The following is a 21,797-nucleotide window of genomic DNA, read 5'->3' as shown; positions in this document are numbered from 1 at the left end:
ACCCTTATCCCTTCGGCGGCGCCAGCGGCTGCACGATCTCCTTGAACGGCGCCAGCGCTTCGCAGCGATCGGCATGGGCTGCGAGGGCCGGATAGCGCGCTGCGTCGAACAGGTCGGGGTGCGCCTCGCGGGTGAACCTGATAACGCAGGCCACCGCAATGTCGGCATGACCGATGCGGGTCCCCAGCCAATAAGGCGTCGTCACCTTGGCGCGCTCGGCTTCCAACACCCCAAGCACGTCGCCGATCTGCGCCCGGCAGCGCTCGACCCATAGCGCCAGCTGCTCCTTCCGCAGCACGCGCTCATAGAGCAGGCTGACCGCCTTGTCGCCGAGGCCGGTCGCCAGCGCGCAGATGCGCAAATGCTTGCGCCGCTCGACGCCGCTCCGCGGCAGCATCGCCTTGTCAGGCCCGACGAGCTCGTCGAGATAATCCAGGATGATCGTGCTCTCGATCAGCGCCTCGCCATCGTCGAGCACCAGCGTCGGCACCCGGCGCAAGGGATTGTACGGCGCGATTTTGTCGGCATCGCCGAAGGTCGACCACGGCTGGTGCTCGAAGCTGAGCCCGTAAAGCCGCAGCGCAATCGCGACACGACGGACGAAGGGGGAATCATATTGGCCGATCAGGAACATGGTTCTCGCTCTTCTCTGGCGTTGGACAAGGCAGGGCCGATCAGTCTCCACGACAAGATCGCGGCAGCGCAAGAAAAATCCTCGACATGCAGCATTGCATCTGACGCAACGGCGCCGGGACAATCTCTCCCGAATGCGCTATCAAGGACGGCATCATGACAGCACCATCCAACATCAATCGCGAGCGGATCGCGGCGACCGAGGCCGTCATCCGTCCGCGCATCAGGCGCACGCCGCTGGTCGGGGCCGATCTCGCCGAATTCGGCCTTCCGGCGGCGCCCGTCACCTTCAAGCTCGAAATGCTGCAGCATTCCGGATCGTTCAAGGCGCGATTGCTTCGCTGCGCTCGCAATGACGGTGGAGGCAGCGCGTAGCCCGGATGCAACGAAGTGCAATCCGGGATCTCACAACCCGATCGAGAGTCCCGGATTTCGCTTCGCTCCATCCGGGCTACGAAGCTGGTGGAGTTTTTGAAGACGATGTGAGTGAGGCCGCGCTCGCAATGACGGTGTGGATACAGTCGCGATCTATTCGATAACAGGCACGTGCTTCGCCGCATCGCGCGGCACCGTGCCATCGAGCCGCGGATCATCGGCGATCTCGATCTGGCGGCGGAACGGGATGAAGCCGGAACGCTGATAGAACGCGACGGCCGAGGGATGATCGAAGGTGCAGGTGTGCACCCAGACGCGCTGCACGCCGCCGGACCAGGCGCGCTCCAGCGCGCGGTTCATCAGGAAGCGGGCGGCGCCGGTGCCGATCAGCCCAGCGGTGACGCCGAAATAGACCAGCTCGCACTGACGGGGTTCACGGAAGTCCAGCTCCAGCAGGCCCTCGTCGCGACCGTCGACGACGAGGGCGTAGACCTCGATGCCTGCGGCATGGATGATCGCGGCAAGCTCGGGGTCGTTCATCTGCGTTCGCGAGGACCATAGCCAGTCCTCGCCGACGCGGCGGTAGAGATCGCGGTACCAGGCAAGCGCCGGCGCATCGACCTTGCGCAGAGTCCACGCGCCGGGCGGATCATCACGGCGGGGGGCCGGCGTGGTCATCTGGAGATGGGTCACGACCGCGGCGATCTTGCCGGCGGGGATGTCGGAATAGCCGTCGGGGAGGATCATAGGGGATTCCTGTAGGCCGAGCGCTAGCCAAGCATTCTATGTCGTCCCGGCGAAGGCCGGGACCCATACGCCGCAGCAGATGTTGTAAGCGCAACTCGTCGTTCCAACCGCGCAAAACAATCTGTATTCGTGGTTATGTGTCCTGGCTTTCTCCAGGACGACGGCGGAGTTTGTGGATGCGCGCCCACCAAGAATCCGCCTACCCCTCCCCCTCGTCGCTTGCCAGTACGCCCTTCACTGCGCGCGCCCAGCCGGCGAGCTTTCGCTCGCGGGTGGCATCGCTCATGTTCGGCTTGAAGCGGTGCTCGAGACGCCAATTGTCGGCGAACTTGGTCGGCTCGGGATAGACGCCGGCATTGAGACCGGCGAGATAGGCGGCGCCCAGCGCGGTGGTCTCCTGGATCACAGGGCGATCGACCGGCGCGTCGAGCAGATCGGCAAGGCGCTGCATGGTCCAGTCGGACGCGGTCATGCCGCCATCGACGCGGAGCACGACGCTGGCCACCTCCGAACTCGGCCAGTCCGCGCGCATCGCGGCCCAGAGATCGAAGGTCTGGTAGCAGACGCTCTCCAGCGCGGCATGCGCCAGCTCTGCAGGGCCGGTGTTGCGGGTGAGGCCGAACAGCGCGCCGCGCACGCGCGGATTCCAGTAAGGCGCGCCCATGCCGACGAAGGCCGGCACCAGATAGACGCTCTGCATGGAGTCGGACTGATCGGCGAGAGGTCCGGTCTCGGCCGCGTGCTTGATGATGCCGAGGCCGTCGCGCAGCCATTGCACTGCGCTGCCGGCGACGAAGATCGAGCCTTCCAGCGCGTAGGTGCGTTTTCCCTCGAGCTGATAGGCGATGGTGGTGAGCAGCTTGTTCTTGGAGGCGACGGGCGTCGCGCCGGTGTTGAGCAGCGCAAAGCAGCCGGTGCCGTAGGTCGACTTCATCATGCCCGGACGGAAGCAGGCCTGGCCGATGGTGGCGGCCTGCTGGTCGCCGGCGATGCCCGAGATCGCAATCGCGCCGCCGAACAGGTCCGGCGTGCTCTCGCCGAAGCGGGCGGAGGAATCCTTCACCTCCGGCAGCATCGAGCGCGGCACGCCGATGATCTCCAACAGCTCGTCGTCCCACTGGCCGGTGTGGATGTTGAACAGCAGCGTGCGCGAGGCGTTGGTGGCGTCGGTGGCGTGCACCTTGCCGCCGGTGAGGCGCCAGAGCAAATAGCAATCGACGGTGCCGAACATCAGCTCGCCGCGCGCGGCACGCGCGCGGGCGCCGGGGACGTGGTCGAGGATCCAGGCGACCTTGGTGCCGGAGAAATAGGGGTCGATGATCAGGCCTGTTTTCTGCGAGATCAGCGGCTCGCGGCCTTCGTGCTTGAGCCTGGCGCAGATATCGGCGGTGCGGCGGTCCTGCCAGACGATGGCGCGGTGCACGGCCTGGCCCGTGGCACGGTCCCACACCACGGTGGTCTCGCGCTGGTTGGTGATGCCGATCGCGGCGATGTCCTTTGCGGTGATGCCGGCCTGCTCGATCGCCTCGCGGCAGACCATCACGGTCGAGGTCCAGATGTCCTCGGGCTCGTGCTCGACCCAGCCGGAGGCCGGAAAATGCTGCGGAAACTCGGCTTGCGCCTTCGCCGCAATGGAAATATCGCCGCGAAACACGATCGCGCGCGAGGAGGTGGTGCCCTGGTCGATGGCGAGGACGAAAGACATGGAAGCTTACCTTGGCGTTTTCTTTGGCGTTTTCCCCGAGGGGATATTGTGTCGCGCCAAAAGGAGCGGATTAGGACGGCAAGGTCAATATCCCTCCGTCGTCCCGGCCCCCCGCGCGCAATTGCGCGCTAGGCCGGGACGACGCGGAAAGAGATTCTGCGAGGCTTACACCGCCTCTCCAGTGCGTCATTCCGGGGCGCGCGTAGCGCGAGCCCGGAATCCATTTCACCGCGCGTGACGCCGCCCGATGGATCCCGGGCGCATCGCTGCGCGATGCCCCGGGATGACAGTCGTTGTGTGTCGACTAGATCAACCCGCCCGCATCCGCGACGCGGCGCTGGTGGTAGTCGGTGTCGCCGAACGTGTTCTCGATCATGGTGAGGCGCTTGAAGTAGTGGCCGATTCTAGCCTCCATGGTCATGCCGATGCCGCCGTGGAGCTGGATCGACTGCTGGCCGACGAATTTCAGCGACTTGCCGATCTGCGCCTTGGCGGCGGCAATGGCATTGCTGCGCTCCCTGGCGTTCTCGAAATCGTTCGCCATGGTCGCGAACATCGACATCGAGCGCGCCTGTTCAGTGGCGACGAACATGTCGGAGGCGCGGTGCTGCAGCGACTGGAACGAGCCGATCGCGACGCCGAACTGCTTGCGCGTCTTGATGTACTCGACGGTGGTCTTGAGCGACTCATCCATCAGCCCGACCGCCTCGGCGCAGAGCGCGACGCGGGCTTCGTCCACCACGCGCTCGATCAGGGCCAGCGAGTCGTCGGGGTTGCCGATCGCCGCATCCGCGCCGACCTCGACACCGGTGAAGGTGATGTCGGCGGCGTGCAGGCCATCCTGGGTCGGGTAGGACTTCTTGGTGATGCCCCTGGCGCTGGCAGGCACCAGGAACACGCCAATGCCGGTCGTATCACGACGATCGCCCCTGGTGCGCGCGGTGACGACAAGCGTATCGGCGTTCTCGCCGTTGAGCACGACGAACTTCTCGCCGTCGATCACCCAGCCGTCGCCCTTCTTCTTCGCTGACGTGGCGACGTCGAACAGATCGTAGCGCGAATTCTTCTCGAGCTGGGCAAAGGCCAGCGTCTTGCTGCCGTCGACGATCCCGGGCACATGCGCCGCCTTCTGCGCCTCGGTGCCGGCATGACGCAGGAAGCCGCCGCCGATCACGACAGTCGCCAGATACGGCTCCAGCACAAGCGCCTTGCCGAGCGCTTCCATCACGATCATGGTCTCGACGCCGCCACCGCCAAAGCCGCCATCGGCTTCGCTGAAAGGCAGGCCCAGCAGGCCCTGCTCGGCGAGCTTGAGCCAGACGGCCTTGCTCCAGCCACCCTTCTCCTTCATGTACTTCTTGCGGCTCTCGAAATCGTAGGAATCGGTCAGCAGGCCGTCGATGCTGTCCTTCAGGAGCCGCTGCTCCTCGGTCAGGTCAAAATCCATTTCTTTGGTTCCTCGTACCCGGATCATCAGACTTCGTCATTCCGGGATGGCCCGAAGGGCCAGGCCCGGAATCCATTTCGCCTCAGCGTATGCGGCCCGATGGATTCCGGGTTCGCGACTTCGTCGCGCCCCGGAATGACGGTGGAAACAATGTCCTCCCCGCCGCGGCGGAGAGGAAGCAGATCAGAGCCCCAGCACCGCCTTGGCGATGATGTTGCGCTGGATCTCGTTGGAGCCGCCGTAGATCGAGACCTTGCGGTTGTTGAAGTAGCTCGGCGCGATCTGGGCGGTCCAGTCCATGGCCTCGTTGGAGCCGTCATCGCCGTGCACGTCGTAAGGAGCCGCGAAGGGGCCGATGACTTCCATCAAGAGCTCGGTGGTGGTCTGCTGGATCTCGGAGCCCTTGATCTTCAGCACCGAGGACGCCGGATTGGGCTTGCCCTTGCCGTGCTTGCCTTCGTCGGCGACGACGCGCAGCTGCGTCAGCTCGAGCGCTTTCAGCTCGATCTCGCAGGCGGCGAGCTTCTCGCGGAAAGCCGAATCCTGGATGATCGGCTTGCCGCCGGATTCGACCTTGCCGGCGAGATCGCGGATGCGGCGCAGCCGCTCCTTGGAAACGCCGACGCGCGCGATGCCGGTGCGCTCATTGCCGAGCAGGAATTTTGCGTAATCCCAGCCCTTGTTCTCCTCGCCGATCAGGTTCTCGTAGGGCACCTCGACGTCGTCGAAGAACACCTCGTTGACCTCATGGCCGCCATCGATGGTCTGGATCGGGCGCACGGTGACGCCCTTCGACTTCATCGAGAACACGATGAAGGAGATGCCCATCTGCTTCTTGGCGGACGCATCCGTGCGGCAGAGGCAGAAGATCATGTCGGCATGCTGGGCCAGCGTGGTCCAGGTCTTCTGGCCGTTGATGATCCACTTGTCGCCACGGCGCTCGGCTTTTGTCTTGAGCGAAGCGAGATCGGAGCCGGAGCCGGGCTCCGAGAAGCCCTGGCACCACCAATCGTCGACATTGGCGATGCGCGGCAGGTACTTCTTCTTCTGCTCTTCATTGCCGAAGGTGTAGATGACGGGGCCGACCATGCTGACGCCGAAGGCGAGCGGCTGCGGCGCCGGATAGGACTGCAGCTCCTCATTGAAGATGTAATGCTGCACGGAGGTCCAGCCGGTGCCACCATATTGCTTCGGCCAGTGGCTGACGCCCCAGCCCTTCTTGTTGAGGATGCGCCACCACGTCACCATCTCGTCCTTGGTGAGATGGCGGCCTTCCACCAGCTTGCGCCGCGTATCCGGCGGCACGTTGTCGCGGAAGAATGCCCGCACTTCCTCGCGAAATGCCTGCTCTTCCTTCGTGAATGCGAGATCCATCGGATCCTCCTGTGAGCGAAACCAAGCTTTTATTCTTCGTCATCCCTGGCGAGAGCCAGGTGTTGGGGCGGATTGTGCGGATTTCTGCTGCTGGCGCAATTCGTGGCGCGACAGTTTTCCGACCGGCGTGCGCGGCAGATCGTCGACAAACTCGACCGCAGCAGGCATCTCGTGCTTGCCGACCTTGCCGGCGAGCTGCGCGCGCAGCTCGTCGAGCGAGAACGGCTTTGCGTCCGGCCTGAGCTTGATGAAGGCTTTGGCGGCTTCGCCCCTGTATTCATCGGGAATGCCGAGCACGATCACCTCGTGCACGCCCGGGACGGTGTAGATCGCCTGCTCGATCATCTGCGGATAGACGTTGAAGCCGCCCGAGATGATCATGTCCTTCTTGCGGTCGACCAGGAAGAAATAGCCGTCGGTGTCGACATAACCGATGTCGCCGGTGAGGAAGCGGCCGTCGATGAAGGCCTCCGCGGACCCCGCCGGCTTGTTCCAATAGCCCTTGGTGACGTTCGGGCCCTTGATGCGGATCTCGCCGACTTCGCCCGGCGGCAGCACTTTTGTCGGATCGTCCAGCGAGACCACGTCGAGCTCGATGCCGGGGAGCATGAGGCCGATCGAGCCGGGCTTGTCGGGACCTGCAGGCGGATGGCCGGTGCCGGGCGAGCAGGTCTCGGTCATGCCCCAGCCGCTCCTCAGCTTCTTGCCGACCTTGCGCTCGAAGAAGCTTGCGACCTCGACCGGCAGCGGCGCGCCGCCGGAGCCGATGGCGGCGAGCGACGAAAAGTCGCGCTTGTCGAGATCCGGCAGCGCGGCGATCGCGATCCACATGGTCGGCACACCCGGGAAATAGGTGGCGCGCTTGACCTCGATGTCGCGCATCACGGCTTCGACGTCGAAGCGCTGGTGCAGCGAGATCAGATTGCCGCGCCTGATCGAGGACAGCAGCACGACGGTCAGCGCAAAGATGTGGAACAGCGGCAGCACGCAGATCACGCGCTCGACGACGTCGCCGCGGGCGGCACGGGCCGGCCTGCCCCAGACGTCGTAGATCGACACCGCCGAGGTGAGATTGCCATGCGTCAGCATGGCGCCTTTCGGCAGGCCGGTGGTACCGCCGGTATATTGCAACAGCGCGACGTCATCGGCCGCAACCGCCGGCCACTCTGCCGGCGCGGTGGCGCCTTCGACGAAGGCCTTGAAGGTGACGATGCGGGGATCATCGGGAATCACCGCCTGCGGCGTGCCGATCTTGCCCCAATGATCGTCCTCGCAGACGACGAGGCGGTCGATCAGCCCCTTCTGCAGAAATTTCAGTGCCGTCGGCAGCAGGGCCTGGAGGTTCGAGGTGACGAGCAGGCGCGAGCCGGAATCGGAAATCTTGTGCGTGAGCGCGATCTCGCCGTCCAGCGGCGACAGATGCGCAACGCGGGCGCCTGCCTTCAGCGCGCCGAAGAAATTGACCGGATGATCCGGCGTGTTGCCGAGGAACAGCGCGACGGACGTGCCCTTGCCGCAACCGGCGCGGAGAAACGCAGCCGCGGCGCGATCGGCTTGAGCTGCGAGCTCGGTATAGGTGATCGGACGGTCGCGGAATTCCAGCGCGGTGCGCGGGCCGTAATTCGCAGCGGCCGTCGCGAGCAGGTCAGGCAGCGTGCCCTGGACGATGGTGTCGTCCCAATGCACGCCCTTGGGGTAAAACTGTTCGCCGGGATGGGTCATGGATACCTTAAACCACACAAACCGTCATTCCGGGGCGCCCGAAGGGCGAACCCGGAATCTCGAGATTCCGGGTTCGATGCTGCGCATCGCCCCGGAATGACGCCAATCATCAAGCCGCCTTCGACTCGGCGGCCAGCGAGGCGAAGGTCTTGCCCTCCGCAGCGAGCTTCTTCAGCAGCGGGGCGGGTTCGAGGCTCGGGTCGTTGGTCTCCTTGGCGTAGTAGGAGAGACGATCGGCGATGTGCTTGAGGCCGACGCTGTCGGCCCAGTACATCGGGCCGCCGCGGTAGATCGGCCAGCCATAGCCGTAGAGCCAGACCACGTCGATGTCGGAGGGACGCGCCGCGATGCCCTCTTCGAGGATCTTCGCGCCCTCGTTGATCATCGGGTACATCATGCGCTCGAGGATCTCGTCGTCGCTGACCACGCGCTTCTTGCGGCCGAGACGCAGCAGCGTCTCGTCGATCAGCTTCTCGACCTCAGGATCGGGCAGCGGCGCGCGCGAGCCGGCTTCATATTTATAGTAGCCCTTGCCGGTCTTCTGGCCGAAGCGGCCGGCCTCGCAGAGCGCGTCCGCGATCTCCGACTTGATGCCGCGATCTTTCCGCGAGCGCCAGCCGATGTCGAGGCCGGCGAGATCACCCATCGCGAACGGGCCCATCGGCATGCCGAACTTGGTCACGACGGCGTCGACCTGCTGCGGCAAGGCGCCTTCGAACAACAGCTTCTCGGACTGCTTGCCGCGCTGGGCCAGCATGCGGTTGCCGACGAAGCCGTCGCAGACGCCGACCACGACCGGCACTTTCGCGATCTTGCGCGCGATCGAGACGGCCGTCACCAGCGCATCCGGCGCGGTCTTGTCGGCACGCACGATCTCGCACAGCTTCATGACGTTCGCGGGCGAGAAGAAGTGCATGCCGAGCACGTCCTGCGGACGCTTGGTCGCCTTCGCGATCTCGTCGATGTTCAGGTACGAGGTGTTGGAGGCGAGCACGGCGCCGGGCTTGGCGTACTGGTCGAGCTTGCCGAATACCTCCTTCTTCACCGCCATGGTCTCGAACACGGCTTCGATGACGAGGTCGGCATCGCCGACATTCTCGATCCCGACAACGCCGTTGATCAGCGCCATGCGCTTGGCCGGTGCATCCGCCGGAATGCCGCCGCGCGCGGCGGTCGCTTCCCAGTTCTTCTGCATGATGCCCATGCCGCGCTTGAGCTGCTCCTCGCCGGTCTCGATCAGAGTGACGGGAACGCCGGCATTGGCAAAGGACATCGCGATGCCGCCGCCCATGGTGCCGGCGCCCAAAATCGCAACACGGTTAACGGGACGCGACTTGGTGCCTTCGGGAACGCCTGCAATCTTGTTGGCCTCGCGCTCGGCGAAGAAGGCGTAACGCTGCGCCTTGGACTGGTCGCTGGCGACGAGCTTGAGGAAGCCCTCGCGCTCCTTCTTCAGGCCTTCGTCGAACGGCAGGTCGATGGCATAGCCGACGGCGTCGGCTGCCGCGAACGGCGCTTCCAGGCCACGCGACTTCTTGGTCATCGCGGCGACGGCATTGGTGAAGATCGAGCGGTCGGCCTTCGCGGCCGCGATCTTGGAATCGTCGTCACGCAGGCGGCGCAGCGGGCGCTTCTCGGCCAGCAGTTTGCGCACGAAGGCTTCGCCGCCGGAGGCCGGGCCCTCGATGATCTCCTCGATCAGGCCGGCCTTGAGCGCTTCGGCCGCACCAATGGGGTCGCCGCCGACGATCATCTTGACCGCGAGCTCGGGACCGACGGCGCGCGGCAGCCGCTGGGTGCCGCCGGCGCCCGGCAGCAGGCCGAGCTTGACCTCGGGCAGGCCGAGCTTGGCTTCCTTGACCGCGACGCGGAAATGACAGGCGAGCGCGACTTCGAGGCCGCCGCCGAGCGCGGTGCCGTGGATCGCGGCAACGACGGGCTTCGGCGAATTCTCGATCTCGGACAGCACGTCGTTGAGGGCCGGCGGCTTCGGCGGCTTGCCGAATTCGGTGATGTCGGCACCCGCGATGAAGGTGCGCCCGGCGCAGGTCAGCACGATGCCCTTGATGGCGGGATCGGCGACCGCGGCCTTGACGCACTCCAGGATACCGCCACGGACTGCGGCACTCAGCGCATTGACCGGAGGGCTGTTGACCGTGACGATCCCGACTTCGTCATGACGCTCAAGCTTGACCACTTCGCTCACGGTTTCCCTCCTTGGTGGGATTTACTTTTGTTCGATTTCGCGGTGCGGAATTTAATTCCGCATCTTGACGGCAGGGTTATTTTGAAGCACGGACGTTGTCAACGACTCCGCGCAAGAGCAGATCAGGGATGAAGCGTACAGGAAAGAAGACCGCGAACGATCGGAATTTCGTCGTCGCGCTTTCCCGCGGGCTTGATGTCTTGCGCGCATTCCAACCCAGCGACGGACTTCTCGGCAATCAGGAGATTGCCGCCCGCACCAATCTGCCGAAGCCGACCGTTTCGCGGCTGACCTACACGTTGACGAAGCTCGGCTATCTGACGCCGGTTCCCCGCTTCGAGAAATATCAGCTCGCGCCCGCCGCAATGGCGCTGGGCTACGCGGCGCTCGCCAATCTCGGTGTTCGGCATTTGTCCGAGCCGTTCCGCGAGGAAGTGATGCGCGCGACGGGTGGCGCGGTCGCGATCGGCGGCCGCGACCGTCACAGCATGATCTATTTCGGACAGAGCCGCGGCAGCGAGACCGTCGGCGTTCAACTTGACGTCGGCTCGCGCGTCCCGATTGCAACCACTGCGATGGGCCGCGCCTATTTCTGGGCGCTGGGCGAGGACGACCGCGCCGAGCTGTCGCGCGTGCTGCGCGAACATTACGGCAGCCGCTGGCCGAAGATGCGCGACGGGCTGGAGCGTTCCGGCGAAATGGTCGGCAAGCATGGCTTCGCGATCTCGGTCGGCGACTGGCACGACGACATCGGCGCCGCCGGTGTTGCGCTCAAGCTCAACGACGGAACCGGGCCCTACGCATTCAATTGCGGCGCACCGGCATTCCGCTTCACGGAAGAACGATTGATCAACGACATTGGACCGCGTCTGCTTGCGATGGTAAGGAACATCGAAGCGGCACTTGGCGGTCTGATGTCGCTATCCAAAAAAGACGACAGCAAAAAGCTGAAATCAGGAGGAAAAGTTGCGCGTGTGGCCGAGGGGATCAGATAGCCTTTGTCATGTCAGGGAGCGGTTCGCATCGCCCCTTCGCCCACTGCACAGTGTGGGCGAGACGAGATGACGCAGGTACAGCTCGCGCAGGGGACATCGCCTCTGCTCGCCGTTCGCGACGTCAGCGTCGTGTTCGGCGGCATCGTCGCGCTCAACGGTGTGTCCTTTGACATGCACAAGGGCCAGATCCTCGGACTGATCGGCCCCAACGGCGCCGGCAAGACCACGCTGTTCAACTGCCTGTCCCGCCTCTACCAGCCGTCGTCAGGCGACATCCTGATGGAAGGCGCGAGCATTTTGAAACGCCCGCCGCACCGGATCGCCGAGATCGGCATCGGCCGCACTTTCCAGAACGTGGCGCTGTTTCCGAACCTGTCGGTGATGGACAATGTCCGCGTCGGCACCCATGCCCGCACCTCCTCCGACATCATCAGCGACTCGCTGCGCCTCGCCTGGATCCGCCGCGGCGAGAGCAGCGTGAACAAGAAGGTGCACGAGATCCTCAGCTATCTCGACCTCGAGGAGGTCGCTCACACCACCGTCTCCGGCCTGCCCTTCGGCACGCAGAAGCGCGTCGAACTGGCGCGGGCGCTGGCGGCAGACCCGAAGATCCTGCTGCTCGACGAGCCCGCCGGCGGCCTCAACCACGAAGAGGTCTACATCCTCGGCGACCTCATCCGCAAAATCCGCGACGAGCGCCACATGACGGTGCTGCTTGTCGAGCACCACATGGGCCTCGTGATGTCGATCGCCGACCACGTCGTCGCGCTGAATTTCGGCAAGAAGCTCGCGGAAGGCACGCCTGCGCAGGTGCAGGCGGACCCCGACGTCATCAAGGCCTATCTCGGGAGCAAGGACCAATGACTGTTCTGCTCAACGTCAAGGACCTGCGCGCCTATTACGGCCAGGTCCAGGCGCTCCATGGCCTCACCTTTTCGCTCAACGAGGGCTCGCTGACGACGCTGCTCGGGGCCAACGGCGCCGGCAAGACCACGACGCTGCGCGCGATCTGCAACATGGTGCGCTCCACCGGCGGCATCGAGTTCGACGGCAAGCCGCTGAACAACCGCTCGACCGAAAGCATCGTGCGCTACGGCATCGCACACGTGCCGCAGGGCCGCGGCACCTTCACCACCATGACGGTGGAGGAGAATCTCCAGTTAGGGGCCATCACCCGCAAGGACAATGCCGGCATCGTCTCCGACATCGAGCGCATGTACGCGCATTTCCCGGTCTTGAAGCAGCGCCATACCCAGCAGGCCGGCACGCTCTCCGGCGGCGAGCAGCAGATGCTCGCGGTCGCACGCGCGCTGATGCTGCGGCCGCGGCTGATGCTGCTGGACGAGCCGTCCTTCGGCCTTGCGCCACTCGTCGTACGCGACCTTTTCGGCATCCTCGGCAAGATCAACCGCGAGGACAAGGTGTCGATCCTGGTGGTCGAGCAGAACGCCCAGCTCGCGCTCGAGCTGGCCGACCAGGCCTACGTGATCGAGACCGGCCGCATCGTGATGTCCGGCAATGCCAAGGACATCGCCAACAACGAAGAAATCCGCAAATCCTATCTGGGCTACTGAGGAGCCGGCACCATGGAACTGTTTACCAACCAGGTCCTGGCCGGGATTGCCACGGGCGCGATCTACGCCTGCATGGCGCTCGCGGTGGTCATGATCTACCAGGCGATCGACCATCTCAACTTCGCGCAGGGCGAGATGGCGATGTTCTCGACCTTCATCTCCTGGCAGCTGATGCAGTGGGGATTGTCGTACTGGGTCGCCTTCCTGATCACGCTGGTGCTCTCCTTCGTCGCCGGCATCGCGATCGAGCGCATCCTGTTCAAACCGCTGGCGAAGGCGCCTGTTCTGACCAACGTCGCCGGCTTCATCGCGCTGTTCGCGATCATCAACTCCTCCGCCGGCCTGATCTGGGACTTCACCATCAAGCAATATCCGACCCCGTTCGGCTCCGCGCCGTTCCTCGGCAGCCAGCTGATCTCGACCCACCAGGCCGGCATGATCGGCGTCACCGTGCTGCTGCTGCTCGGCCTGTATTTCTTCTTCCAGTACACCCGGATCGGCCTTGCCATGCGCGCGGCCGCCTCGGTGCCTGAATCGGCGCGCCTCGTCGGCATCAACACCAGCTGGATGATCGCGCTCGGCTGGGGCATGGCGACCGCGATCGGCTCGATCGCCGGCATGCTGATCGCGCCGGTCGTGTTCCTCGAGCCCAACATGATGGGCGGCGTGCTCATCTACGGCTTCGCCGCGGCCGTGCTCGGCGGCCTGACCTCACCGTTCGGCGCCGTGGTCGGCGGCTTCCTGGTCGGCATCTTCGAGAACCTCGCCGGCACCTACATCCCCGGCGTCGGCAACGAGCTGAAACTCCCGATCGCGCTCGCGCTGATCATCTCCGTCCTGGTCGTCAAACCCGCTGGTCTGTTCGGCCGGCACATCGTCAAGCGAGTTTGATCATGAGCGCTGTCGAAGACGTCGTCACGGAAGCCCCTGCCGTCGAGGCCGTGCCGAAGCGGGCCATGACGCTGGGCACCGGTACCTCGGTGGTGGTGCTGCTGCTGCTCCTCGTCGTGCCGGTGTTCGCGAAGAATTTCGTGATCTTCCAGCTGACCCAGCTGCTCTATCTGGGCCTCGCCGTGCTGGCGCTCAACATCCTGACCGGCGGCAGCGGCCAGTTCTCGCTCGGCCAGAGCGCGTTCTACGGCATCGGCGCCTACATCACCGCCGTGATGATGGAGCAGTTCAACATCCCCTACTTCCTCTGTCTGCCGGTCGCGGGCGTGCTTTGCTTCGGCGTGGGCTTCCTGTTCGGCCAGCCGGCGCTGCGGCTTTCCGGCGTCTATCTTGCGCTCGCGACCTTCGCGCTGGCCACCGCGATGCCGCAGCTGCTCAAGCTGAACTTCCTCGAGAAGTGGACCGGCGGCGTGCAGGGCCTCGTCGTCACCAAGCCGGATGCGCCGTTCGGGCTGAAGATGTCGCAGGACATGTGGCTGTATTACTTCACGCTGGTCGTCGTGCTCGCGATCTACATCTTCTCGGTCAACCTGCTCCGCTCGCGCTCGGGCCGCGCCTTCATGGCGATCCGCGACAACGAGATCGCAGCCTCCGCCATGGGCGTCAATGTCGCGCTCTACAAGACGCTCGCCTTCGGCGTCTCGGCCGGCATCACCGGCGTTGCCGGCGGCCTCAGCGCCATCGCGGTGCAGTTCGTCGCGCCCGACAGCTTCACCATCACGCTCGCGATCCAGCTGTTCCTCGGCATGGTGGTCGGCGGCGTCGGCTGGCTGCCGGGCTCGATCATCGGTGCCGCCTTCATCATCTTCGTGCCGAACATCGCGGAAGGCATCTCCAAGGGCCTCTCCGGCGCCGTGTTCGGCGTGCTGCTGTTCCTCGTCATCTATCTCGTGCCGCATGGCGCAAGGCAGGTCGCGATCCTGGGTCAGCAATTCGCAAGCAGGCTCAGAAAGAACTAACCCCGCAATCAAGACCGTCGTTTCAACCAAGGAGACCGAATTGCCTTTCGCAAGAACACTTCGAACCGCCGCGCTCGTAACGGCGGTCGCCACGCTCGCCTCCACGGCCGCCCTCGCGCAGAAGAAATATGACACCGGCGCGACCGATACCGAGATCAAGATCGGCAACATCATGCCGTATAGCGGTCCGGCCTCGGCCTACGGCATCATCGGCAAGACCGAAGAAGCCTATTTCAAGATGATCAACGACAAGGGCGGCATCAACGGCCGCAAGATCAACTTCGTCACCTATGACGACGGCTATTCGCCGCCGAAGGCCGTGGAGCAGGTCCGCAAGCTGGTCGAGAGCGACGAGGTGCTCGCCGTGTTCAACCCGCTCGGCACGCCCTCGAACAGCGCGATCCAGAAATATCTCAACGCCAAGAAGATCCCGCAGCTGTTCGTCGCCACCGGCGCCACCAAGTGGAACGACCCGAAGAACTTCCCCTGGACCATGGGCTGGCAGCCCTCCTACCAGAGCGAAGCCCATATTTATGCCCAATGGCTGCTGAAGGAGAAGCCCGACGCCAAGGTCGCGATCCTCTATCAGAACGACGATTTCGGCAAAGACTACCTCAAGGGCACCAAGGACGGTTTCGGCGCCAAGGCTTCGAACATCATCCTGGAAGAGAGCTATGAGGTCTCCGAGCCGTCGATCGACGGCCACATCGTCAAGATCAAGGCCGCCAATCCCGACGTCCTCATGATCTACACGACGCCGAAATTCGGCGCGCAGACCATCAAGAAGACCGCCGAGCTCGGCTGGAAGCCGCTGCAGATCATCACCAACGTGTCGGCCTCGGTCGGCAGCGTGATGAAGCCGGCCGGCTTCGAGGCCTCCCAGGGCGTGCTGTCGGCGGCCTATGCCAAGGACGGCGCCGATCCGCGCTGGAACGACGATCCCGGCATGAAGAAGTGGGCCGAATTCCTCGACAAGTACATGCCCGGCGCCGACAAGACCGACGCCAGCATCGTCTACGGCTACGGCGCCGCTCAGACGCTGGCCAAGGCGCTGGAACAGTGCGGTGACGATCTCACCCGGGCCAATTTGATGAAGCAGGCGGCCAGCCTCAAGGACTTTGCGCCTGATACGCTGCTGCCCGGCGTCAAGATCAACACCGGACCGAACGACTTCGCACCGATCAGCCAGCTGCAGATGCAGCGGTTCAAGGGCGAGAAATGGGAACAGTTCGGCGAGATCCTGAACGGCGACGTCGCTCCGGAGTGACGCGCTGACGCTTTAGGCCAAGGCTGAAAAGCCCCCGCGAACGATCGCGGGGGCTTTTTGTTGACGTCAGATATCAATCTTGTTCAATGCGGCGCCGATCCAGGTGAGGCAGGAGTGCGATGATCGTCGTTCGATTTCAGGTTGCGGTGCTTTTCGCCGCATTCGCGTTGTGCACTGCGGCGAGCAATCCCGTGCAGGCGCAGAAATCCTATGACAGCGGCGCCTCCGATACCGAGATCAAGATCGGCAACATCATGCCCTATAGCGGCCCGGCCTCGGCCTATGCCGTGATCGGCAAGACCGAAGAGGCCTATTTCAGCAAGGTCAATGCCGAGGGCGGCATCAACGGCCGCAAGATCAAATTCATCTCGTACGACGACGCCTATTCGCCGCCGAAGACGGTGGAGCAGGCGCGCAAGCTGGTCGAAAGCGACAACGTGCTGCTGATTTTCGGTTCGCTCGGCACCTCCACCAACAGCGCCATCCGCAAATACATGAACGAGAAGAAGGTGCCGCAATTGTTCGTGGCGAGCGGCGCGTCCAAGTGGAACGACCCGAAGCAATATCCCTGGACCATGGGCTGGCAGCCGAGCTACGCGGGCGAGGCGAAGATCTACGCCAAATACATCATGAAGGAAAAACCGGACGCCAGGATCGGCGTGCTCTATCAGAACGACGATTTCGGCAAGGATTATCTGAACGGACTGAAGGAAGGGCTCGGCGCCAAAGGCTCGATGATCGTGCTGGAGGAGCCCTACGACACCTCCGAGCCCGCGGTCGACGAGCACGTCGTGAGGCTGAAGGCCGCAGGCGCCGACACCCTCGTCAGCATCACCACGCCGAAATTCGCAGCGCAGGCGATCAAGAAAGCGGCAGAGATCAACTGGCACCCGATCCACATCATCTCCAACGTCTCGGCCTCCGTCGGCGGCGTGATCGAGCCCGCGGGCTTCGAGATCTCGCAAGGCATCCTGTCGGCGACCTACATCAAGGACGGCTCCGACCCGCAATGGAACGCCGATGACGGCATGAAGAAGTTCTACAACTTCCTCGCGGCATACGACCCGAAGGCCAACAAGCTCGATGCCGGCATCGTGTTCGGCTACGCCGCGGCGCAGACCATGGTGAAGGTGCTGCAGATGTGCGGCGACAATCTCACCCGCGACAACGTCATGACGCAGGCAGCTTCCCTGAAGGACTTCGCGCCCGACACGCTTCTGCCCGGCATCACGATCAACACCGCACCCGACGATTTCGCGCCGATCAAGCAGCTTCGGATGATGCGGTTCAAGGGCAAGGCCTGGGAATTGTTCGGCGAGGTCATCTCGAGCGAACTGGGCCATTAGCGCGGCTCGCGCCCGGCACAGTCTGAACTTTTGAGACCGGCCTGACGCAACTCAAGGTTCGCGCAGGCGCGTGACGGCGGCAGTCCCGCCGACCGGAATATTCCGCGCTGCATCGATCAAATCGCATCCGCGACAGTCCCGCCCGGGGCGTTCTTCTTGCTGGCGCCGCAGGAAGGGTATTCAATATGACTCGGAGCGTCGCAACACCTGCGCTCCCAATCAAGAACGAACGACACATCGAAACGACCAAGGGAGATCAAGATGCCTGCAATGCATGTGCGTTTGGGGGCCCTTGCGGCTGCCCTCGCGCTCTCTGCGTCCCTGTCGACCGGGGCGTCAGCACAGAAGAAATACGACACCGGCGCTTCCGACACCGAAATCAAGATCGGCAACATCATGGCCTATAGCGGCCCGGCCTCGGCTTACGGCGTGATCGGAAAGACCGAAGAAGCCTATTTCCGCAAGGTCAACGCGGAAGGCGGCATCAACGGCCGCAAGATCAACTTCATCTCCTATGACGACGCGTACTCACCGCCGAAGACGGTGGAGCAGGCACGCAAGCTGGTCGAGAGCGACGAGGTGCTGTTCATCTTCAACTCGCTCGGCACGCCGCCGAACTCGGCGATCCAGAAATACATGAACTCGAAGAAGGTGCCCCAACTGTTCGTCGCCACCGGCGCCACGAAGTGGAACGATCCGCAGAACTTCCCGTGGACGATGGGCTGGCAGCCGAACTACCAGAGCGAGACGCAGATCTACGCCAAGTACATCCTGAAGGAGATGCCGAACGCCAAGATCGCCGTGCTGTTCCAGAACGACGATTACGGCAAGGACTATCTGAAGGGGCTGAAGGATGGCCTCGGCGCCAAGGCAGCTTCGATGATCGTCCAGGAGGAGAGCTACGAAGTTTCGGAGCCCACGATCGACTCGCACATCGTCAAGCTGAAATCGACGGGCGCTGACGTCTTCGTCAACATCACGACGCCGAAATTCGCGGCACAGGCGATCAAGAAGAACGCGGAGATCGGCTGGAAGCCGGTGCATTTCCTCAATAACGTCTCGATTTCAATCGGCAGCGTCATGAAGCCGGCAGGAATAGAGAACGGACAGGGCGTCATTTCGTCGGCGTATCTGAAGGATCCGACGGACCCGCAATGGAAGGACGATGCCGGAATGAAGGCCTGGAACGAGTTCCTCGACAAGTACTACCCCGATGCAAACCGGACAGATAACTCCGTCGTCTATGGCTATACCGTCGCGCAGACACTAGCCCACGTATTGAAGCAGTGTGGGGACGACCTGACCCGAGAGAATGTCATGAAACAGGCCGCGAGCATCAAGGATCTTGAACTCGGAATGATGCTGCCGGGGATCAAGGTCAACACGTCCCCGACCGATTTCGCGCCGCTCTCGCAGCTCCAATTGATGCGCTTCAAGGGCGAGACCTGGGAACGATTTGGCGACGTCATCAGCGGCGACGTCGGCGGCTGACGGCATCATCGGCGCCAACAGCGACTAAAGAAGCAGCCCCTGCGGCCTCCTCGCAGGGGCTTTTCCTTGAAGCTTCCGGCCAAATCGGGTTGAATTGCACCGCGCCGCCAACAACCATGGCGACAAAGAAAAGGAGCGCGCGCACACCAAGAAATTGAAAAAGGGAGATTGGAATGCCCGCTGTCACCGGCAAGCTTGCGGTCGCGTCACTGGCACTCGCGCTCATTGCGGCCTCGACCTCCATCGCATCGGCCCAGAAGAAATATGATACCGGCGCGACCGACACCGAGATCAAGGTCGGCAACATCATGCCCTACAGCGGACCGGCCTCCGCCTACGGCATCATCGGGCGGACAGAAGCCGCCTATTTCAAGAAGATCAACGAGGAAGGCGGCATCAACGGCCGCAAGATCAACTTCGTCTCCTACGACGACGCCTATTCGCCGCCGAAGGCGGTCGAGCAGGCCCGCAAGCTGGTCGAGAGCGACGAGGTGCTGTTCATCTTCAACTCGCTCGGCACGCCGTCGAACTCGGCGATCCAGAAATACATGAACTCGAAGAAGGTGCCGCAGCTGTTCGTCGCCACCGGCGCCACCAAGTGGAACGATCCGCAGAACTTCCCATGGACCATGGGCTGGCAGCCCAACTATCAGAGCGAAACGCAGATCTATGCGAAGTGGCTGCTCAAGAACAAGCCGGACGCCAAGATCGCCGTGCTGTTCCAGAACGACGACTACGGCAAGGACTATCTCAAGGGGCTGAAGGACGGCCTGGGTGCCAAGGCGGCGAGCATGATCGTCGCCGAGGAGAGCTATGAGACCTCCGAGCCGACCATCGACAACCACATGGTCAAGCTGAAGTCGAGCGGCGCCGACGTGTTCATGAACATCACGACGCCGAAATTCGCGGCACAAGCGATCAAGAAGGTCGCCGAGATCGGCTGGAAACCGCTACACTTCCTCAACAACGTGTCGGCCTCCGTCGGCAGCGTGCTCAAGCCCGCGGGCTTCGAAAACGCGCAGGACATTATTTCCGCCGACTATCTGAAGGACGTGTCGGACCCGCAGTGGAAGAATGATCCAGGCATGAAGGATTTCATCACATTCATGGACAAGTACTTTCCGGATGGCGACAAGCTCGACCACGGCACTATCGTCGGCTACGGCGTGGCGCAGACCCTGGTCCAGGTCCTGAAGCAGTGCGGAGATGATCTCACCCGCGCGAACGTCATGAAGCAGGCCGCGAGCCTGAAGGACTTCCGCACCGAGGTGCTGCTGCCGGGCATCCAGATCAACACCTCCCCGACCGACTTTGCCCCGATCAGCCAGCTGCAGCTGGAGCGGTTCAAGGGCGAGAAGTGGGACCTGTTCGGCGACGTGATCAGCGCCGACGTCGGCGGCTAGACCCGACAAGCCCGACAATAGCAAGGCCCCTGCGAGACGATCGCAGGGGCCTTTTGCTATGTGCCGTTTTTGATTACGCGATTGCACAATCGAATGATGGTAAAGGCTGCTTACCCTTTCGCGCCCGATGCGCTAGGCAGGGGCATGGCGACGTCCTCGCCACAGCTTTAGTCTGCTCAAGAGTTAGCCGAAAGCCATCGTCATGACCGACCGACGTCCCCTGCTCCGCGCGCTCTATGATGCCGCGGTGGCCGCCGCCCATCCGAACACGATCCTGGCGCCTCACTTGCGTCCCGCACCGAAGGGGCGCGTGATCTGCCTCGCCGCCGGCAAAGGCGCCGCCGCGATGGCTGCGGCCGCGGAGCGGCACTATCTCGACACGCTGGGGCTCGCGCCGGAACGCCTCGTCGGCATCGCCACCACGCGCCACGGCTACGGCGTGCCGACGCGCCGGATCCGCGTGGTCGAGGCCGGCCATCCCGTGCCCGACGAGGCCGGCCTGAAAGGCGCCGCCGACACGCTCGCGCTGGCGAGCGAGGCCGGCCCCGACGATCTGCTGCTGGTGCTGCTCACCGGCGGCGGCTCGGCAAACTGGATCGCGCCGGTGGACGGGATCAGCTTTGCGCAGAAGCAGGCGGTCAACAAGGCGCTGCTGCGCTCGGGCGCGCCGATCGGCGAGATGAATGTCGTGCGCAAGCATCTGTCGCGCATCAAGGGCGGACGTCTGGCACGCGCCGGCCAGAACGCCGCGGCAATCGTGACGCTCGCGATCTCCGACGTGCCGCATGACGACCCTTCCGCGATCGCCTCCGGTCCGACCGTGCCTGACACGACCACGCTGGCCGACGCGCGTGCGATCGTCGCGAAGTACAAGCTCGCCATCGACGATGCCGTCGCGCACGCGCTCGACAATCCCGCCAACGAAAGCGCCAAGCCCGGTGATGCGGCCTTCGCACGCGCCTCGTTCGAGCTGATCGCGCGCCCCAAGCAATCGCTGGATGCCGCGGTGAAACTTGCGAAGGAGGCCGGCTACGAGGCCATCGATCTCGGCGCCGATCTCGAAGGCGAGGCCCGCGAGGTCGCGGCCGATCACGCCAGGCTTGCGCTCCAGGCCCGCGCGCAAGGCAAGCGTGTCGCCATCCTCTCCGGCGGCGAGCTCACGGTGACCGTGCGCGGCCAGGGGCGCGGCGGCCCCAACCAGGAATACGCGCTGGCGCTGGCCTCGCTGTTGAAGGACACGCCTGACATCGCGGCGCTTGCCGGCGACACCGACGGCGCCGACGGCGGCGCCGGCCATCCCACCGATCCCGCCGGCGCGCTGATCGATGCGGCGACCTTCGCCAAGATGAAGGCGCAAGGGCTTCAGCCACAGACCTATCTGGACAACAACGACGCCACGACCTTCTTCGAAGCGACGGGCGACCTGCTGCAGCCGGGACCGACATTGACCAACGTGAACGACATCAGGGTGATCCTGGTCGACTGACGCCGCGGCGGCCGAAACCGTCTGCGACCGAGGGATCGCCATGGTTAAGGATCTCTGACTCCGCGCCGTACTGCGCCAAGCCGGTCACCGGAATCGCTGTCCTTAACCTCGCGTTC

At 63.9% G+C, this 21,797-nt stretch carries 18 protein-coding genes; 11 read left to right on the top strand and 7 right to left on the bottom strand.

Annotation, left to right across the window (positions count from 1 at the left end):
• Positions 1 to 4: 4 nt before the first annotated feature.
• The gene (locus tag ACNJX9_RS05185) at positions 5 to 634 is read right to left on the bottom strand and encodes a glutathione S-transferase family protein (RefSeq protein ID WP_439408037.1); all 630 of its coding nucleotides are present in this window, start codon (positions 632 to 634) and stop codon (positions 5 to 7) included.
• 155 nt (positions 635 to 789) lie between these two features.
• On the opposite strand from ACNJX9_RS05185, the gene ACNJX9_RS05180 reads away from it, so the two are divergent.
• Complete coding sequence (locus tag ACNJX9_RS05180; RefSeq protein ID WP_439408036.1) at positions 790 to 1,008, top strand: hypothetical protein; 219 nt, start codon at positions 790 to 792, stop codon at positions 1,006 to 1,008.
• Positions 1,009 to 1,161: 153 nt separating this feature from the next.
• Here the strand turns inward: ACNJX9_RS05180 and ACNJX9_RS05175 are convergent, their stop codons facing one another.
• The 6 genes from ACNJX9_RS05175 to ACNJX9_RS05150 form a co-directional block, all read right to left on the bottom strand.
• Positions 1,162 to 1,755: a GNAT family N-acetyltransferase gene (locus ACNJX9_RS05175; RefSeq protein WP_439408035.1), complete on the bottom strand. Its 594-nt coding sequence runs from the start codon at positions 1,753 to 1,755 to the stop codon at positions 1,162 to 1,164.
• Between the two features lie 199 nt (positions 1,756 to 1,954).
• Entirely contained in the window at positions 1,955 to 3,460 is a 1,506-nt protein-coding gene (gene glpK / locus ACNJX9_RS05170) for a glycerol kinase GlpK (protein ID WP_271617864.1), read from the bottom strand.
• A 304-nt stretch (positions 3,461 to 3,764) separates the two neighbouring features.
• Positions 3,765 to 4,907 carry a pimeloyl-CoA dehydrogenase small subunit gene (gene pimD / locus ACNJX9_RS05165; RefSeq protein ID WP_057759497.1) on the bottom strand — a complete coding sequence of 381 codons (1,143 nt, stop codon included), beginning with the start codon at positions 4,905 to 4,907 and terminating at the stop codon, positions 3,765 to 3,767.
• Between the two features lie 183 nt (positions 4,908 to 5,090).
• Positions 5,091 to 6,281: a pimeloyl-CoA dehydrogenase large subunit gene (gene pimC, locus ACNJX9_RS05160; RefSeq protein WP_057759499.1), complete on the bottom strand. Its 1,191-nt coding sequence runs from the start codon at positions 6,279 to 6,281 to the stop codon at positions 5,091 to 5,093.
• Positions 6,282 to 6,320: 39 nt separating this feature from the next.
• Positions 6,321 to 8,003, bottom strand: coding sequence for a dicarboxylate--CoA ligase PimA (gene pimA, locus ACNJX9_RS05155; RefSeq protein ID WP_439408034.1), 1,683 nt, complete (start codon positions 8,001 to 8,003; stop codon positions 6,321 to 6,323).
• Between the two features lie 109 nt (positions 8,004 to 8,112).
• Positions 8,113 to 10,209 carry a 3-hydroxyacyl-CoA dehydrogenase NAD-binding domain-containing protein gene (locus tag ACNJX9_RS05150; protein WP_439408033.1) on the bottom strand — a complete coding sequence of 699 codons (2,097 nt, stop codon included), beginning with the start codon at positions 10,207 to 10,209 and terminating at the stop codon, positions 8,113 to 8,115.
• 128 nt (positions 10,210 to 10,337) lie between these two features.
• Here ACNJX9_RS05150 and ACNJX9_RS05145 point away from each other — a divergent pair, with 128 nt between their 5' ends.
• The 10 genes from ACNJX9_RS05145 (at position 10,338) to ACNJX9_RS05100 (ending at position 21,681) form a co-directional block, all read left to right on the top strand.
• A complete protein-coding gene (locus tag ACNJX9_RS05145) occupies positions 10,338 to 11,204 on the top strand; it encodes an IclR family transcriptional regulator (RefSeq protein ID WP_439408031.1) in 867 nt (288 codons plus the stop codon).
• Positions 11,205 to 11,270: 66 nt separating this feature from the next.
• Positions 11,271 to 12,068 carry an ABC transporter ATP-binding protein gene (locus tag ACNJX9_RS05140; RefSeq protein ID WP_057759507.1) on the top strand — a complete coding sequence of 266 codons (798 nt, stop codon included), beginning with the start codon at positions 11,271 to 11,273 and terminating at the stop codon, positions 12,066 to 12,068.
• Positions 12,065 to 12,778 carry an ABC transporter ATP-binding protein gene (locus ACNJX9_RS05135; RefSeq protein WP_057759509.1) on the top strand — a complete coding sequence of 238 codons (714 nt, stop codon included), beginning with the start codon at positions 12,065 to 12,067 and terminating at the stop codon, positions 12,776 to 12,778. Before ACNJX9_RS05140 ends, ACNJX9_RS05135 begins: the two co-directional genes overlap by 4 nt.
• Positions 12,779 to 12,790: 12 nt before the next feature.
• The gene (locus ACNJX9_RS05130; RefSeq protein ID WP_057759511.1) at positions 12,791 to 13,669 is read left to right on the top strand and encodes a branched-chain amino acid ABC transporter permease; all 879 of its coding nucleotides are present in this window, start codon (positions 12,791 to 12,793) and stop codon (positions 13,667 to 13,669) included.
• A 2-nt stretch (positions 13,670 to 13,671) separates the two neighbouring features.
• Positions 13,672 to 14,688: a branched-chain amino acid ABC transporter permease gene (locus ACNJX9_RS05125; protein ID WP_057759513.1), complete on the top strand. Its 1,017-nt coding sequence runs from the start codon at positions 13,672 to 13,674 to the stop codon at positions 14,686 to 14,688.
• Between the two features lie 40 nt (positions 14,689 to 14,728).
• On the top strand, positions 14,729 to 15,955 hold the full coding sequence (locus ACNJX9_RS05120) for an ABC transporter substrate-binding protein (RefSeq protein WP_057759515.1): 1,227 nt from the start codon (positions 14,729 to 14,731) through the stop codon (positions 15,953 to 15,955).
• 119 nt (positions 15,956 to 16,074) lie between these two features.
• Entirely contained in the window at positions 16,075 to 17,301 is a 1,227-nt protein-coding gene (locus tag ACNJX9_RS05115) for an ABC transporter substrate-binding protein (protein ID WP_439408030.1), read from the top strand.
• A 261-nt stretch (positions 17,302 to 17,562) separates the two neighbouring features.
• Positions 17,563 to 18,792: an ABC transporter substrate-binding protein gene (locus ACNJX9_RS05110; RefSeq protein WP_057759520.1), complete on the top strand. Its 1,230-nt coding sequence runs from the start codon at positions 17,563 to 17,565 to the stop codon at positions 18,790 to 18,792.
• 173 nt (positions 18,793 to 18,965) lie between these two features.
• Entirely contained in the window at positions 18,966 to 20,195 is a 1,230-nt protein-coding gene (locus ACNJX9_RS05105; protein ID WP_439408029.1) for an ABC transporter substrate-binding protein, read from the top strand.
• Between the two features lie 202 nt (positions 20,196 to 20,397).
• Entirely contained in the window at positions 20,398 to 21,681 is a 1,284-nt protein-coding gene (locus ACNJX9_RS05100) for a glycerate kinase type-2 family protein (RefSeq protein ID WP_439408028.1), read from the top strand.
• Positions 21,682 to 21,797: the final 116 nt, after the last annotated feature.

The organism is Bradyrhizobium sp. BLXBL-03 (assembly GCF_051853015.1).
GTDB classification, from domain to species: Bacteria; Pseudomonadota; Alphaproteobacteria; order Rhizobiales; family Xanthobacteraceae; genus Bradyrhizobium; species Bradyrhizobium manausense.
The sequence above is the reverse complement of the archived record's forward strand: the minus strand, read 5'-3'. Positions and strand labels throughout refer to the sequence as shown.